At 74.0% G+C, this 14,222-nt stretch carries 16 protein-coding genes; 8 read left to right on the top strand and 8 right to left on the bottom strand.

Going from position 1 to position 14,222, the window contains the following annotated elements:
* Positions 1 to 78: 78 nt before the first annotated feature.
* Positions 79 to 435, bottom strand: a complete 357-nt coding sequence (locus tag H181DRAFT_RS12705) for a PRC-barrel domain-containing protein (protein ID WP_045864752.1) — start codon at positions 433 to 435, stop codon at positions 79 to 81.
* Between the two features lie 185 nt (positions 436 to 620).
* Between H181DRAFT_RS12705 and H181DRAFT_RS12700 the strand changes: the two genes are divergently transcribed.
* From H181DRAFT_RS12700 to paaK, 6 genes are all read left to right on the top strand, one after another.
* Complete coding sequence (locus tag H181DRAFT_RS12700; RefSeq protein WP_045864503.1) at positions 621 to 1,148, top strand: 2Fe-2S iron-sulfur cluster-binding protein; 528 nt, start codon at positions 621 to 623, stop codon at positions 1,146 to 1,148.
* Entirely contained in the window at positions 1,145 to 2,137 is a 993-nt protein-coding gene (locus H181DRAFT_RS12695; RefSeq protein ID WP_045864502.1) for an FAD binding domain-containing protein, read from the top strand. Before H181DRAFT_RS12700 ends, H181DRAFT_RS12695 begins: the two co-directional genes overlap by 4 nt.
* Positions 2,134 to 4,272 carry a xanthine dehydrogenase family protein molybdopterin-binding subunit gene (locus H181DRAFT_RS12690; RefSeq protein WP_045864501.1) on the top strand — a complete coding sequence of 713 codons (2,139 nt, stop codon included), beginning with the start codon at positions 2,134 to 2,136 and terminating at the stop codon, positions 4,270 to 4,272. Before H181DRAFT_RS12695 ends, H181DRAFT_RS12690 begins: the two co-directional genes overlap by 4 nt.
* A 26-nt stretch (positions 4,273 to 4,298) precedes the next feature.
* On the top strand, positions 4,299 to 5,030 hold the full coding sequence (locus H181DRAFT_RS12685; RefSeq protein ID WP_045864751.1) for a haloacid dehalogenase type II: 732 nt from the start codon (positions 4,299 to 4,301) through the stop codon (positions 5,028 to 5,030).
* Positions 5,031 to 5,244: 214 nt separating this feature from the next.
* Entirely contained in the window at positions 5,245 to 5,667 is a 423-nt protein-coding gene (gene paaI / locus H181DRAFT_RS12680) for a hydroxyphenylacetyl-CoA thioesterase PaaI (protein ID WP_045864750.1), read from the top strand.
* On the top strand, positions 5,664 to 7,073 hold the full coding sequence (paaK, locus tag H181DRAFT_RS12675) for a phenylacetate--CoA ligase PaaK (RefSeq protein WP_045864500.1): 1,410 nt from the start codon (positions 5,664 to 5,666) through the stop codon (positions 7,071 to 7,073). The genes paaI and paaK overlap by 4 nt, the downstream gene beginning before the upstream one ends.
* A gap of 42 nt (positions 7,074 to 7,115) precedes the next feature.
* Here paaK and H181DRAFT_RS12670 read toward each other — a convergent pair whose 3' ends face one another.
* The 5 genes from H181DRAFT_RS12670 to H181DRAFT_RS12650 form a co-directional block, all read right to left on the bottom strand.
* The gene (locus H181DRAFT_RS12670) at positions 7,116 to 7,922 is read right to left on the bottom strand and encodes an SDR family oxidoreductase (RefSeq protein ID WP_045864499.1); all 807 of its coding nucleotides are present in this window, start codon (positions 7,920 to 7,922) and stop codon (positions 7,116 to 7,118) included.
* Positions 7,923 to 8,132: 210 nt separating this feature from the next.
* Positions 8,133 to 8,765: a methylated-DNA--[protein]-cysteine S-methyltransferase gene (locus tag H181DRAFT_RS12665; protein WP_045864498.1), complete on the bottom strand. Its 633-nt coding sequence runs from the start codon at positions 8,763 to 8,765 to the stop codon at positions 8,133 to 8,135.
* The gene (locus H181DRAFT_RS12660; protein ID WP_045864497.1) at positions 8,762 to 9,334 is read right to left on the bottom strand and encodes an RNA polymerase sigma factor; all 573 of its coding nucleotides are present in this window, start codon (positions 9,332 to 9,334) and stop codon (positions 8,762 to 8,764) included. The genes H181DRAFT_RS12665 and H181DRAFT_RS12660 overlap by 4 nt, the downstream gene beginning before the upstream one ends.
* 62 nt (positions 9,335 to 9,396) lie before the next feature.
* On the bottom strand, positions 9,397 to 9,921 hold the full coding sequence (locus H181DRAFT_RS12655) for a methylated-DNA--[protein]-cysteine S-methyltransferase (protein ID WP_045864496.1): 525 nt from the start codon (positions 9,919 to 9,921) through the stop codon (positions 9,397 to 9,399).
* Positions 9,922 to 10,086: 165 nt separating this feature from the next.
* The gene (locus H181DRAFT_RS12650; RefSeq protein ID WP_045864749.1) at positions 10,087 to 10,683 is read right to left on the bottom strand and encodes a DNA polymerase ligase N-terminal domain-containing protein; all 597 of its coding nucleotides are present in this window, start codon (positions 10,681 to 10,683) and stop codon (positions 10,087 to 10,089) included.
* Positions 10,684 to 11,152: 469 nt separating this feature from the next.
* Here H181DRAFT_RS12650 and H181DRAFT_RS12645 point away from each other — a divergent pair, with 469 nt between their 5' ends.
* Together H181DRAFT_RS12645 and H181DRAFT_RS12640 are read left to right on the top strand one after the other, a co-directional pair.
* Complete coding sequence (locus H181DRAFT_RS12645; RefSeq protein WP_045864495.1) at positions 11,153 to 11,980, top strand: LLM class F420-dependent oxidoreductase; 828 nt, start codon at positions 11,153 to 11,155, stop codon at positions 11,978 to 11,980.
* 19 nt (positions 11,981 to 11,999) lie between these two features.
* Complete coding sequence (locus H181DRAFT_RS12640) at positions 12,000 to 12,455, top strand: TIGR03668 family PPOX class F420-dependent oxidoreductase (protein ID WP_045864494.1); 456 nt, start codon at positions 12,000 to 12,002, stop codon at positions 12,453 to 12,455.
* 195 nt (positions 12,456 to 12,650) lie between these two features.
* Here H181DRAFT_RS12640 and H181DRAFT_RS12635 read toward each other — a convergent pair whose 3' ends face one another.
* Both H181DRAFT_RS12635 and ssuE read right to left on the bottom strand, forming a co-directional pair.
* Entirely contained in the window at positions 12,651 to 13,511 is an 861-nt protein-coding gene (locus H181DRAFT_RS12635) for a class I SAM-dependent methyltransferase (RefSeq protein WP_045864493.1), read from the bottom strand.
* A gap of 110 nt (positions 13,512 to 13,621) precedes the next feature.
* Positions 13,622 to 14,209, bottom strand: a complete 588-nt coding sequence (gene ssuE, locus H181DRAFT_RS12630) for an NADPH-dependent FMN reductase (RefSeq protein ID WP_045864492.1) — start codon at positions 14,207 to 14,209, stop codon at positions 13,622 to 13,624.
* Between the last annotated feature and the right edge of the window lie 13 nt (positions 14,210 to 14,222).

Genomic DNA, 14,222 nt, shown 5'->3' with positions numbered 1-14,222 from the left:
CGCCGTCCACGGTCCCGGCTTGCACGGCCTCGGGGACGGGCAGGCCGGGCGGCGAGCAGCGGTGCGGGCCGTGCGGAGTCAGCGGCGGGCCAGCCGCCGCTCCCCGCCGGAGCCGGTCTCGTAGTCGAGCCCGTAGTGCGCGAAGACGGCCGCCTCTTCTCCGGCGGGCAGCTCCCCGTCGGTCTCGATCGAGGGGGCCGCGCGCACCTCGCCCTTGGCGTGCGCGACCCGCAGGTAGGACGGGCCGACGGTCGCTCCCGTCAGCGGGACGAAGACCAGCCGGCGGCGGGTGGGCACGCCGATGGTGACGGTGGCGAAGAACGGCTCGTCGGTGCGGGTGTCGACGTAGATCGCCTCGAGGGTGCCGATCTTGCTCCCGCCCGGGTCCACCACGTCCTTGTCGCGCCATTCGCGGATGTCGCCCGCCTCGAACATCTTCTGCCGTCCCTCCGCCGCCGGACGCCGACCGCCGCCCGGGTGCTGGTGCTTCCGTCCGCGGCACCGGGCCGCCGAGGTCAGCTTGCCGCGCCCCGGGGCACGCCGCACGCCGTCGGCGTCCGGGCGCGGCAGGTGCGCCGCGGCAGGTTTGACCCCCTCTGGGCCCGTGGTACTGGGGCGGGGTGGATTCCCAACTCAGCCTCCATGTCGACGGCGAGCCCCGGTCGCTGACCGTGGACAACCGCACCACGCTCCTCGACGCCCTGCGCGACCGGCTGGGCGTCACCTCCGCCAAGAAGGGCTGCGACCACGGGCAGTGCGGCTCCTGCACGGTGCTGCTCGACGGCCGGAGGGTGGTGAGTTGCCTGACGTTCGCCGTCGCCCACGACGGTGCCGAGGTCACCACCGCGGACGGGCTCGCGGAGGCGGACGGGCGGCTGCACCCCCTCCAGCGGGCGTTCCTCGACCACGACGGCTTCCAGTGCGGCTACTGCACGCCCGGTCAGATCTGCTCGGCCGTCGGCATGCTGGCCGAGGCCGAGGCGGGCCACCCCAGCTCGGCGACCGCGGACGGCGACGGCCCCGGCGGGGTGCCGCGTCCCGTCCCGCTGGACGAGGAGGAGATCCGGGAGCGGATGAGCGGGAACCTGTGCCGCTGCGGCGCCTACGGCAACATCGTCGACGCGATCCGGGCGGTGGCCGGACGGTGAAACCCTTCGACTATTCGCGTGCGGACGACGCCGGATCCGCCGTCGCAGCCGTCATGGCGCGCCCGGACGCGGCCTTCCTGGCGGGCGGCACCAACCTCGTCGACCACATGAAGCTGGGGGTGGCCGCGCCGGAACTGCTCGTCGACGTGACGGGCCTCCCCCTGGACCGCGTCGAGGAACTGCCCGACGGCGGGCTGCGGCTCGGCGCCACCGTGCGCAACAGCGACCTCGCCGCCCACCCCCTCGTCCGGCGGCGCCTCCCCGTCCTCTCGCAGGCGCTGCTGGCCGGGGCGTCGGGGCAGCTGCGCAACGCCGCGACCACCGCCGGGAACCTGCTCCAGCGCACCCGGTGCGGCTACTTCCAGGACGTCACGACGCCCTGCAACAAGCGGGAGCCGGGCTCCGGATGCGCGGCGATCGGCGGCTGGAACAGGTACCACGCGGTGCTGGGCGCCTCCGAGCACTGCGTCGCGGTGCACCCCTCGGACATGGCGGTCGCCCTGCGCGTCCTCGACGCCGTGGTCGTGGTGCTCGGCGAGGACGGCGAACGGCGCGTCCCCGTCGGGGAGTTCCACCGGCTGCCGGGCGAGACCCCCGAGGCGGACACCGTTCTGCGCCACGGCGAACTGGTCACCGCGGTCGAGGTTCCGCCGCTGCCGGCCGGCACGCGCTCCGGCTACCGCAAAGTGCGCGACCGCGCGTCGTACGCGTTCGCGCTGGTCTCCGTCGCGGCAGCGGTGGAGACGGACGGAGACCGGGTGCGCGAGGCCCGCATCGCCTTCGGCGGCCTCGCGCACAAGCCGTGGCGGGCCGAGCGGGCCGAGGAGGCTCTGCGGGGCGCCCCCGCGACGGACGAGGCGTTCCGGGAGGCGGCCGAAGCGGAGCTGCGGGCGGCGCGTCCGCTCCCCGGCAACGGCTTCAAGATCCCTATGACGCGCAACACGCTCGCCGCGCTCCTGCGCGAACTCACCACCGAGGATCGGCGATGACCCGCACCGAAGAAGAGCCGGCCCGGCCCACCGAGCCGCTGGAACCGCTGAATCCCCGCGCGGTGGGGACCTCGCCGGTGCGGCTGGACGGCCCGGCCAAGGTCACCGGCACCGCGCCCTACGCGTGGGAGCACGCGCTGCGCGACCCGGTGTACGTCCACCCCCTGCAGTCGGCGATCGCCCGCGGCAGGGTCCTGCGGATGGAGACCGGGCCGGCCGAGGCCGCCGAGGGAGTGGCCGCGGTGCTCACACCGCGCAACGCCCCGCGGCTCGCGGACAGTTCGGACCGGGCGCTGGCCGTGCTCCAGTCCGACGACGTCGCCTTCCGGGGCCAGTTCATCGGCGCGGTCCTGGCCGCGAGCCCCGAGGCGGCACGCCATGCCGCGTCGCTCGTCGACGTCGAGTACGAAGTGGAGGCGCACGACACGCGGTTGCACTCCGGCCGCCCCGACCTCTACCGCCCGGAGACGATCAACCCCGCCGACGAGGCGGACACCGATGAGGGAGACGTCGACGCCGCGCTCGCGGCCGCGCACGCCGTGGTCGACGAGACGTACAGCACGCCGATGGAGCACAACAACCCCATGGAGCCGCACACTTGCGTCGCCGTATGGCACGGCGCGAGCGACGACGGGGAGCCGGCCCTGACGGTCTACGACTCCACGCAGTGGCCGTACGGGGTGCGCATGACCCTCGCGCCGCTGTTCGCGCTCGCCCCGGAGCGGGTGCGGGTGATCTCGCCGCACGTGGGCGGCGGGTTCGGCTCCAAGGGGCTGCCGCACGCGCACCACGTCCTGGCGGTGCTCGCCGCGCGGACCGTCCCCGGCCGCCCCGCCAAGCTGGCGCTCACGCGGCAGCAGATGTTCTGCCTCACGGGCTACCGCACCCCCACGATCCAGCGCGTACGGCTCGGTGCCGACAGCGGGGGACGGCTGACCGCGCTCTCCCACGAAGCCGTCGAACAGACCGCCACGCTCAAGGAGTTCGCGGAGCAGACGGCCGCGCAGAGCCGCATGATGTACGCCTCGCCCAACCGCGGCACCAGCCACCGGCTCGCGGCTCTGGACGTGCCCGTCCCCTCCTGGATGCGGGCGCCGGGCGAGGCACCGGGCGCGTTCGCCGCCGAGGTCGCCATGGACGAACTCGCGCACGCCCTCGGCCTCGACCCCGTCGAACTGCGCGTACGCAACGATCCGGAGACCGACCCGCGGGACGGGCGGCCCTGGTCGGACCGGCGCCTCGTCGAGTGCCTGCGCACCGGCGCCCGGCGCTTCGGCTGGGACGCCCGCACGGAGGCGGGTACGCGCAGGGAAGGTGACTGGTTCGTCGGCCTCGGCGTCGCGGCAAGCACCTATCCCGGCTTCGGGGGGCCCGGCTCCGTCGCCGAGATCGAGCGGACCTCCGACGGAGGCCACGCCGTACGCATCGCGGCGGCGGACCTCGGCACCGGCACCTGGACGGTGCTCACCCAGATCGCGGCCGACGCGCTGGACTGCCCCTTCGACACCGTGCACCTGGAGATCGGGGACACCGCGCTGCCCACCGCGACCGTCGCCGGCGGCTCCGCGGGCGTCACCGCGTGGGGCTCGACGATCGTCGCGGCCGCGCGGGAGTTCCGCGCCCAGCACGGAGAGGACCCGGCACCGGGCGCCCGCACGAGATCCGGGATGCCCGAGAACCCGGACCTGCGACGCTACTCGGTGGCCTCCTTCGGCGCGCAGTTCGCCGAGGCGCGCGTGCACGCCGACACCGGGGAGGTGCGCGTGCCGCGGATGCTCGGCGTCTTCTCCGCCGGGCGGATCATCAACCCCCGTACGGCGCGCTCCCAGTTCATCGGCGGCATGATCATGGGGATGTCCATGGCCCTGTTCGAGGAGAGCGTCTTCGACCACGGCACTGGTCACGTCGTCAACCACGACTTCGCGCAGTACCACATCCCCACCAGCGCCGACGTGCTGGACATCGAGGCCACCTGGCTCGACGGACCGGACCCGCACGCCGGGCCGCTGGGCTCCAAGGGCATCGGCGAGATCGGCATCGTCGGCAGCCCGGCGGCCGTCGTCAACGCCGTGTACAACGCGACGGGCATCCGCGTGCGGGACCTGCCGGTCACTCCGGACAAGCTGCTCAGGTAATGAGCGGAGCCTGGGAGTCCGGCGCAGTGCCCCCGACCGAGCCCTCGCCCCGCGGCGGTTCCGCCCACGAGGACGGTTTTCCTGTGCGGGCCGTCGTCCTCGACGTCAACGAGACGCTCAGCGACTTCGCCCCGCTGCGCCGCCGCTTCGAAGACGCCGGCGCGCCCGGCGAGTTGATGCCGCTGTGGTTCGCCGGGGTGCTGCGCGACGGCTTCGCGCTCACCGCCGCCGGCGGCTACGCGCACTTCGCGGACCTCGCGCGCGACGGCCTGCGGGCCCTGCTGGCGCGGACCGGGGACCCGCCCGGCGACGTGGACGGAGCCGCGGAGCACGTCCTCGGCGGCCTCGCGCATCTGGAGGTCCATCCGGACGTTCCGGAGGGCGTACGCGTCCTGAAGGAGGCCGGACACCGGCTGGTGACGATGACGAACGGCGATGCCCGCCTGACCGAGGGGCTCCTCGAACGTGCCGGAATCCGCGGCCAGTTCGACGCCGTCCTCGATGTGAGCGGCCCCCGCCGCTGGAAGCCCGCGCCCGAGGCCTACCACTACGCGGTGCGGAGCGTGGACGTACGCCCCGGCGAGGCCCTGATGGCCGCCGTGCACCCCTGGGACGTCGACGGAGCCCGGCGGGCCGGGCTCCGCGGCGCGTGGCTGCGCCGCGGCTCGGTCCACTACCCGGCTGCGATGTCGCAGCCCGCGCGGGTGGCGGAGGACCTGGCGGATCTGGCCCGCTCGCTCCCGGGGCCCGCCGCGTGAGGCCCGGACGCGGCCGACCGGCTCCGGTACGGGGACCGTGCACCGGCGGCAGGCCCGCCGCGGCGGGCGGCCGGCCTGCCGCGAACCCTTGACACCGCAGGTCCGTTGCTGGATTACTGGACCGCGCCGCAAGGTGAACCGAATGGTCGGTCGGTGGCCTCGTCCGGGCTTCGCGGCCCGAACCGCCGCCGGGACGTACGAGAGCGTGGAACGTATGACGCAAGCCATGAGCAGCGGGTCGGCGGCGCACACGATGTTCGCGGCGGACCAGGCGTCCCAGGCCCTGGGCATTTCGCTGCTGGAGGCCGCGGAGGGCGCCGCGAAACTGCGGATGACGGTGACGGGGGCCATGGTGAACGGCCACGGCATCGCACACGGCGGGTACATCTTCCTCTTCGCCGACACCGCGTTCGCCTGCGCCTGCAACAGCCACGGACCGGTGACCGTCGCTTCGGGCGCCGACATCTCCTTCGTCCGGCCCGCCGCGGAGGGGGACGTGCTCACCGCCGTCGCCGAGGAGCGCACCCGCTACGGGCGCAGCGGCGTCTACGACGTGACCGTCCTGCGCGAGGGCGAGGTCATAGCCGAGTTCCGCGGCCGCAGCCGCACCGTCCCAGGCATGGAGGGGCCTTCATGACGACGAGCGAACTTCCCGCGACCCCGGCCGGGACCGCCGCGACCGCCGATTCCGGCGCCGGCGCGGCGAATTCGGGCACCGGCCTTCCGCGCCGTACGGGTGAGCCGCTCCCGGAGGAGCTGCGGGACCCCGGCGAGCGGCTCGGCCGCGAGGAGCTGCGGGAGCAGCAACTCCGGCGCCTGCAGCACACTCTGCGCACCGCCTACAGCGAAGTCGAGCTGTACAGGAGGAAGTTCGACGAGGCAGGCGTGCGCCCCGAGGACTGCCGGAGCCTGGAGGACCTGGCCCGCTTCCCGTTCACCACGAAGGCGGACCTGCGGGAGACCTACCCCTTCGGGATGTTCGCCGTACCCATGTCCGACGTCCGCCGCGTCCACGCCTCCAGCGGCACCACCGGCCGTCCCACGGTGGTGGGTTACACGGAGAACGACATCTCCATGTGGGCCGACATGGTCGCGCGCGCCATCCGGGCGGCGGGCGGCAGGCCCGGTCACAAGGTCCATGTCGCCTACGGATACGGGCTGTTCACCGGGGGGCTCGGCGCGCACTACGGCGCGGAACGCGCGGGGTGCACGGTCATCCCCGTCTCGGGCGGCATGACGGCACGACAGGTGCAGCTCATCCAGGACTTCGAACCCGAGATCATCATGGTCACGCCGTCCTACATGCTCACGCTGCTGGACGAGTTCGAACGCCAGGGCGTCGACCCGCGCTCCACCTCCCTGCGGACGGGCATCTTCGGAGCCGAGCCGTGGACGGAGGAGATGCGGGCCGAGATCGAGGAGCGGCTCGGCATCCACGCGGTCGACATCTACGGCCTCTCAGAGGTGATCGGGCCGGGTGTGGCGCAGGAGTGCGTGGAGACGAAGGACGGCCTGCACATCTGGGAGGACCACTTCTACCCGGAGGTCGTGGACCCCGTCACCGACGTGCTCCAAGGGGAGGGCGAGGAAGGGGAGTTGTGCTTCACCTCCCTCACCAAGGAGGCCATGCCGGTGATCCGGTACCGCACCCGCGACCTGACGCGGCTGCTGCCGGGGACGGCACGGCCGGCGTTCCGTCGGATGGAGAAGGTCACACGGCGCTGCGACGACATGATCATCCTGCGGGGCGTGAACATCTTCCCCAGCCAGGTCGAGGAGATCCTGCTGCGCACGGCCGGGGTCGCCCCCCACTTCCAGCTCCGCCTGGAGACCCGCGCCCGCCTGGATCACATGACGGTGCGCGCCGAGGCCCGCCCCGGGACCTCCGTGCCGGAGCGTGAGGCGGCCGCCTCGGCGATCACCCGGGCCGTCAAGGACGGAATCGGGCTGAGCGTCGACGTCGAGATCGTCGACCCCGGCACGCTGGAGCGCTCTGTCGGCAAGATCCGCCGCATCGTCGACGAGCGGGGACGGGCGGGCTGAACGTTCCGGCCTGCTTCCAGCCCGGTGAGTCGTCCGGTGCGGTCAGTCGTCCGCGCCGAAGTTGCTCGTCGTGAACTGGGGGTTGGCGATGGTGAAGCCGCCGTCGACGACGTACGACTGGCCCGTGGTGTAGGCCGCCCCCTCCGAGACGAGCCACCCTACGAGCGAGGCGATCTCGCGGGGGTCTCCCGGACGGGAGACGGGCAGCGCCGGGCGGTGCACGGTGTGGACGTCGACGCCCGCCATGTTCGACATGCCGGTGGCGATGAGGCCGGGCGCGACCGCGTTGACGGTGATGCCGTGCCCGGCCAGCTCCAGGGCCATCGACTTCGTCAGCCCGCCCAGCCCGTGCTTCGCGGTGTTGTAGGCCGCGGCGGACGGAAGCGGCGTGTGCTCGTGCACCGAGGTGATGTTGACGATGCGCCCGCCCTCACCCTGGTCGATCATGCGCAGTGCGGCCCTCTGGCTGAGCAGGAACGGGCCTTCGAGGTCCACCGACAGCACCTGCCGGAAGTCGTCGTAGGCCAGCTCCGTGAAAGACCCGGGCCGGTTCATGCCCGCCGCGTTGACCAGGACGTCCAGCCGCCCGAAGTCGCCGGCGAACTCGTCGACGACCTGCTCCGGGCCCGGCAGGCGCGACAGGTCCAGGGGGCGCACCTCCGCGCGCCGTCCGAGCCGGCGCACCTGGTCCGCGGTGGCCCTGCCCTCCGCCTCGTCCGCGAACCAGGTGACTCCGATGTCGTAGCCCTGCCGGGCCAGTTCCAGCGCCGTCGCCCTGCCGATGCCGGACTCCGATCCGGTGACGACGGCTGCCTTGGCGGCGCCTTGACGGGGGGAGGTCTCTGCCATGACGGGCTGCTCCTTCTGCGTGCGTGGACCGGCAGTGCGGACCGGCGGGCCCGGTGCCCCGCCGGAGCGGCGCGGACGGCTCCGCCGCCGCTGACCGCTGCCGCACAGAGTGCCCGCTGGAGGCGGTCTCAGCGGTGACGGCGCGATCTCCCGCCGGGCCCCCGGGCCCCCGGGCCCGCCGGACCTCCCGGACCGCGGGGCGCCCCCGGCTCAGGCCGCGGCCTCCAGGCCGAGCAGGGCCTTCTTGGCGCCGGCCCCGCCGACGTACTGGCCCGCCGTACCGTCCGAGCGGACGACGCGGTGGCACGGAACCACGACGGGCAGCGGATTCGTCGCGCAGGCCGTGCCCACTGCCCGTACCGCACGCGGACTCCCCGCCGCCGCCGCGACCTCCGCGTAGCTGCGCGTGGCGCCGTAGCCGATGAGGGGGAGCTGCGCGATCACCTCGCGCCGGAAGCCCTTGGCGAGCCGCAGATCCAGGTCGAGGTCGAAGCGCGTCCGCCGCCCCTCGAAGTACTCCTCGATCTGCCGCACCGCTCCGCCCAGCCGCTGGGGGGCCTCCAGCACGCGGGGGCTGACGCGTTCCGCGAGCTCGGTCAGCACGGCCGCGTGGCCCCCGTGCTCCTCGCTGTCGTAGGCGACGCGCAGGAGTCCCCTGTCCGTCGCGGCCAGCAGGAGCGTTCCCACGGGAGTGGGAAGCGTGCGGTAGGCGATGTCCAGCAGCCCCTCGCGCTCCGCGTCCGCCGCGAGACGGGCGTGCAGACGGCTCTGGGCGCCGGGATCGGCGGCAGGGAGGCCCGCGAGGAGCTCCTCGCCGTCCCGGTCCGATGCGTGCTTCGTCATCGTCTCTCTCCTCTCTCGTCCTCTCGGGTACGGCGGGTGCAGCTCTTGCGCAGGGACCTGATGCCGTCGGCTGCGGCTCTGCGTGCCGCCTCCGGGGTCCCGCCGGTCACGGCGGCGATCTCCTTGTACGGGAGCCCCGCCAGGTAGTGGTAGGCGACCGCTTCGCGCTGGCGATGCGGCAGGGCCTTGAGCGCGGCCCACAGGTCGGCGTCCCACTGGCCGGCGTCCCGCAGGGTCCCGCTCGCCCGGTCGCCGCCGTCCGGTGGCGCGGCTCCCTCGTCCCCGGCACGTCCGCCGGTCAGTGCCCTGCCCGATTCCGGGACCCGGCCGACCGCGACGGGGCGGCGGGCGCCCGCCCGTGCGGCGTCGATCGCCTTGCGGTGCGCGATCGTCACCAGCCAGGCCTCGACGCGGGTGTCCTCGGGCAGCCCGGGGTAGGCCCTGAGCGCCGCGAGGAACGTCTCCGACCAGGCGTCCTCGGCGTCCGCCGGCCCGACCACGGCCCGGCACACGCGGAGGACCATCGGCCCGTACTCGGTCACGATCTGCTCGAAAGGTCTCAAGGTCACACCCCGTAGACGAAGCGGACGCCGGGCACGTGAGCCCCGGCGGGAACGGTCGGCCGGCTGATTCAGAAGAGGCGGCCGGGTCCCGTGCCCGCGTGCGACTCCTCCAGGTCGAGCAGGAACCGCTTGCGCCGCAGACCGCCCGCGTAACCCGTCAGCCGCCCGTCGGCACCGATCACGCGGTGGCAGGGGACGACGATGCTGAGCGGGTTGCGGCCGTTGGCGGATCCGACGGCCTGAGCCAGCGCGGGGTCGCCGAGCTCGCGTGCCAGATCGCCGTAGGTGCGCGTCTCCCCGTACGGGATCTGCTCCAGCAGCTTCCACACGCGCTGCTGGAAGGAGTCGCCGCGCGGGGCGAGCGGTAGGTCGAAGTGCGTGCGGCGGCCCGAGAAGTACTCCGCGAGCTGGCGTCGCGCCCTCCCGAAGCCGGAGTCCGGGCCGCCGGAGCCGTCCTCGACGTTCGGGCCCAGCGCATCCGGCGCGGGGCCCCGCTGGTGGTTCTCGAAGTAGACGCCGCTCAGCGCCTCGCCCTCAGCCACGAGCGTCAGCGCCCCCAGCGGCGAGTCCACGACCGTGTGCCTGACTTCCATCGCACGCTCCTTGCCTGTTCCTGACGGGCCATTCTCGCCGTGCCCGCGTGGGGCCCGTGCCCGCGTGGGGCCTGTGCCCGCATGAGGAAGACGGCCCGGAGCGGCGGAACGTGAGGTCCGGCGGACGGCGGGGTCAGCGGGACGCGGCGCCGTGCCCCGCCGGCGTCACTCGCTGTGCCACGTGTCCTCCTCGGTCGCCTGGGCGCCGACCTGCTTCAGCGTGCGGCCCGTGCGGGCGGAGCGTGCCCGTACGGGGTCGGGTGTGCGGCCGTCGCGTACGGCTCGCTCGTCGTTCTCCTTCACCAGGAGCCACGCGGCGCGGCCGTCCTCGCCGCTGCCGCCGCGGAAGCGCGTGAGGGCGTAGCCGCCGCGCAGCTTGGCCCCCTCCAGCCGGAACTTCACGTGCCCGCGCTCCAGACCGGCGGCGAAGTCGTCCGTCAAGGGCCGGTAGGTCCCCTGGTCCCAGACGATGACGGTGCCGCCTCCGTACTCGCCGGCGGGGATGATCCCCTCGAAGTCCCGGTACTCCAGGGGGTGGTCCTCCGTCGGCATGGCGAGCCTCTTCTCGCGGGGATCGGGAGAGGGCCCCTTGGGCACGGACCACGACTTGAGGACGCCGTCGACCTCGAGCCTGAAGTCGAAGTGCATGGTGCTCGCGTCGTGGATCTGGACGACGAAGGACGGTGCGCCCGCGGGCTCGGCACCCTCCCCGCGGGGCTCGGACGTCCTGCCGAAGTGCCGCTTCTCGCGGTAGCGCGTCAGTGCCGCCTGCTGCCCGCTCCCGCGGCCCCGTGCGGGCTCGCCGCGCCCGGCGGGCTTGCTCGCCCCGGCACCCTTGCTGCTCTTGCTGCTCTTGCCGCCCTTGCCGCCGCTGGTGCCTCCGGCGCCCGTGGCCTTAGCGCCGGACGCACCGCTGCCTTTCCGGGTCCTGCTGCTCACCGCCGGCTCCTCTCCGCTGGCAGACCGCTGACGGACACCCGTCCCGGGTGCCCACCTCAGCCGTGCACCCACATCCCGCCGCAGCGGCGCACCGGTGGCCTGTACCGGGCCCGCCGCGTGTGCCCATGCGGGGACGGGCGCGCGGGAACAGGCGCGCCTCCGGGGGCGCTGTCATGAAGCACGCGGCAGCGGGTACCTCCGCCTCCGGGAACCTCTCCCGGGAGCTTCCGCGTGCCCGAGCACTCAGCAGCACCAGCAGCACTCAGCAGAACTCAGCCGAGAAGGAGCCACTGTGAAGTTCGGTGTATCGACCTTCATCACCGACCAGGGAATCCGCCCCGCGCCCCTGGGGCGGGCCGTCGAGGAACGCGGATTCGACTCGCTGCTCATCGCCGAGCACACCCACATCCCGGTGGAGCGCCGCTCGCCCTACCCGGGCGGGGGCGACCTGCCCGAGATGTACTACCGCACCCTCGACCCCTTCGTCGCGCTGAGCGCCGCGGCGTCCGTCACCGGGCGGATCCTGCTGGGGACGGGCATCGCGCTGGTGGCGCAGCGGGACCCCATCGTCACGGCGAAGGAGGTGGCCTCGCTCGACCTGGTCTCCGGCGGGCGCGCCGTCTTCGGCGTCGGTGTGGGCTGGAACCGGGAGGAGATGGAGAACCACGGGGCCGACCCCACCACCCGCGGCCGCATGGTCAACGAGCGGTTGCGGGCGATGCGTGAGCTGTGGACCAAGGAGAAAGCCGAATTCCACGGCGAGTTCGTCGACTTCGACCCGGTCTACTCGTGGCCGAAGCCCGTGCAGGAGCCGCACCCGCCGATCTACGTGGGCGGCGCGGAAGGGGCGTTCCCGCGCATCGCGGAGCTGGGCGACGCCTGGCTCGCCAACAGGACGACGCCCGAGAAGCTGGCCCCGAAGATCGAGCAGCTGCGCAGCACGGCGGGCCGCGACGTACCGGTGACCGTCTACGCGGTCGGAGACGACGTCCCCACCATCGAGGGCTTCAGGGATCTGGGCGTGGAGCGGCTGCTGCTCTACCTGCCCACCCTTCCCGAGAGCGAGTCGCTGAAGACGCTGGACCAACTGGCCGACGTCGCCTCCCGGTTCGCCGAGTAGACGCTGAGAGGCCGCGACGATGCCGAGGATGACGGGCGGCGAGGCACGGGAGTGCTTCGCCGCGGCGCGCGTCGCCACGCTGGCGACGGCCGACGCCTCGGGACGCCCGCACCTCGTCCCCGTCGTCTTCGCCCTGACCGGCGGCACCCTCGCCTTCGCCGTCGATCACAAGCCCAAGGGGTCGGCGCGGCTGAAGAGGCTGGAGAACATCCGCGCCAACGACTCGCTCTGCCTTCTCGTCGACGCGTACGACGAGGACTGGGACCGGCTGTGGTGGGCGCGGGCGGACGGCAGGGGGCGCGTGCTGCCGCCGGCCGCCCGCTGCGGCACGGCGGCACGGTACGTGGCGCTGCTCGGTGAGAAGTACCGGGAGCAGTACGCGGGACGTCCGCCGCAGGGGCCTGTCGTGGAGATCGAGGTCGAGCGGTGGTCGGGCTGGCGCGCGGCGGAGCGGGAGCCGGATACGGAGCTGTAGGGGCGGGGAGCCGCAGCTACGGGCCGGGCGGCCCGACGCGGGACCGGACGCGGAACCGGACGCGGGACCGGACGCGGGACCGGAGGCCGGTCTCGGTGCGATGCCGACGCCGCGCCCGTCCGTGCCGTGCCCGTCTGTGCCGCGTCCACCGATGCCGCGCCCGGCCGATTCGCGTCCGGCCCGCGCGGCCCGGGATCAGCCCGCGCCTGCGGGTGCGGTGCCGGCCGTGAGGAGGTGGGCGCTCACGCCCAGCAGCGAGGGCACCGACTCGGTGGCGCGCAGCGCGTCCAGCACGGTGGGGAGCCGGTCCTCGTCCGTGAGCCGCCCGGCGGCCTCCCGCATGAGCCAGACAGCGCCCTCCACGCCGTACTGACCGTCCACCTCCAGCCCGGCGTCCTCGAACTCCGCCGCGACGTCCGCCGGTTGGTGCAGGTAGGCCCAGAACCCGCCGTCGGGGCGCGGGTGCAGGCCGGTCTCGCCCACCGAGTCGATGAACTCCCGCTCGGCGGGCTCGAAGTAGGCGTCGCGGTTCATCTGGTCCAGGAGCGCGGAGTACCGGTTGACGGTGGCCGCGACGACGGGCCCTCCCGGCCGGACCACCCGGCGTGCCTCCGCGAGCGCACGTACCCGCTCCCGCCGCTCGGTGAGGTGGTAGAGCGGGCCCAGCAGAAGAACGGCGTCCGCCGAACCGTCGGCGAGAGGCAGCGCGCGTGCGTCGCCGACGCGGGCCCCGACGCCGGCCAGCCGGGCGGCCTGCTCGACGTGGAGCGGCACCGGATCGAACAACTCGACGCGGTGGCCGTCCTCTTGGGCGAGCCACCGGGCGTGGACGCCGCTGCCGCCCCCGACGTCCAGGACGAGCGACGGCGAGGACGGCAGGAGCCGGCGCAGGACATCTTGGGTGCGCAGGAACTCCAGACGGCCCACACCCGCGCGGAGCCGCCCGTCCTCGCCGCCCCTGGTGTAGTAGCGAAGGACCTCCTCGGGTGGTGCGGGCTCGTCGGGGGCCGCGGCCCCGGGCTCGGAGCGGGGCTCGTCGGGGGCCGGTCGGTTCATGACGCGAGCCTCCGTGCCCGGCTCCCCGTCCCGCAAGCCGGTTTCCGCCCCCGGCCGCCCCCGCTGCCGTCCCTTCACGCCGCTGCGCCGCGCCCGCGTCCGGCGCCGCCTCAGACCGCGGTGGGCAGTCCCCTCGGCCGCCCCGGCACCCGGGCCGTCGCCGAATCCGGGGCGGCCAGGGCGGTGATGAGGCGGCCCGCCGCCTCCGCGACCCCGGTGGCCGATTCGGGGGCCAGGGCGCCCTCGCCGTAGGCGCCGGCGGTCACGTCCCGGTCCAGTACGAACCAGCCGCGGAGCACGTTGTCGGTGCCGAGGGAGGTGAGGACGGGGCGCAACGCGTAGTCGATCGCGAGGACATGGGCCGGAGTGCCGCCCGTCGCCAGCGGAAGGACGGTCTTGCCGGCCAGCGCGAACTGGGGCAGCAGATCGAGGAGCGTCTTGAGCAGCCCGCTGTAGGCGGCCTTGTAGACGGGCGTCCCCACGACGAGGGCGTCCGCCCAGGTGATCGAGTCGATCACCTCCTTCACGGCGGGATGCGAGGCGTCACCCGTGAGCAGGGCGTCGGGCGGCAGGTCCCGTGCGGCGACGTGCCGTACGGCGTGGCCCTCCGCCGCCAGCAGCCCGCCGACGTGCCGTACGAGGGAGGCGGTGCGGGAGCGGGGCGACGGACTGCCGGAGAGAGCGAGGACGTTGGGCATGTGCGGATCTCCT

It is taken from the genome of Streptomyces sp. WMMB 714, assembly GCF_900090125.1.
GTDB lineage: Bacteria > Actinomycetota > Actinomycetes > Streptomycetales > Streptomycetaceae > Streptomyces > Streptomyces daqingensis.
Note: the sequence above shows the minus strand (reverse complement) of the source record. Positions and strands in the feature narration are given on the sequence as shown.